This is a genomic window from Verminephrobacter aporrectodeae subsp. tuberculatae At4, assembly GCF_000193225.1.
Classification (GTDB): domain Bacteria; phylum Pseudomonadota; class Gammaproteobacteria; order Burkholderiales; family Burkholderiaceae_C; genus Acidovorax; species Acidovorax aporrectodeae.
Genome location: NZ_AFAL01000233.1, coordinates 1 through 654, shown reverse-complemented (window position 1 = coordinate 654; position 654 = coordinate 1). Strand labels below are relative to the sequence as shown.

Below are 654 nucleotides of genomic sequence, written 5' to 3'. Positions count from 1 at the left end.
GGACACGAAGCGGACCTGGGGCAGTTCGTGTTGCAGCGCGGGCAGCTGCGGCGGCGCGGCGCGCGTGTCGGCGACGCTGACCCGCGCGCCGCAGCGCGTGCACCAGCGCGCCATGGCCAGGCCCGAGATGCCCAGGCCCAGGATCAGGATGTTCTGCCCGCGCAGCAGCGCCATGTCTGCGCCGGGCCGGCCGACCGACTCGGGGGCCGGCTGCGCGGCGCGCGCCGTCTCCTCTGCGGCGCCCGGGGGATCGGTGGCGGCAGCGGCGGTGGCCTCGGGCGCGGACATTTCGGCAAAGATCTGCGCCACGAAATCGGCGGCGGCCTGCGCCGCGCTGCATGCGGCAGGCGCAGCCGGCGTGGCCTGGCCGGGGACGGTGGCGGGGGCGTTCGGGGCGTCGTTCATCGCAGTTTCAGCGTGGACAGGCCGACCAGGCACAGCAGCATGGTGATGATCCAGAAACGCACGACCACCTGCGTTTCCTTCCAGCCGCTTTTTTCAAAGTGGTGGTGCAGCGGTGCCATCTTCAGCAGGCGCCGGCCCTCGCCGTAGCGCTTTCGGGTGTACTTGAACCAGCCGACCTGGAGCATCACCGACAGGGCCTCGACGACGAAGATCCCGCCCATGATGGCGAGGACGATTTCCTGGCGCACG

Annotated in this window: 2 pseudogenes; both read right to left on the bottom strand. The window is 71.3% G+C overall.

The window, feature by feature from the left end:
* Positions 1-405: pseudogene (locus tag VTU_RS26035) on the bottom strand (UDP-N-acetylmuramoyl-L-alanine--D-glutamate ligase); the annotation flags it as partial.
* Positions 402-654: pseudogene (locus tag VTU_RS26030) on the bottom strand (phospho-N-acetylmuramoyl-pentapeptide-transferase); the annotation flags it as partial. The pseudogenes VTU_RS26030 and VTU_RS26035, both read right to left, overlap by 4 nt.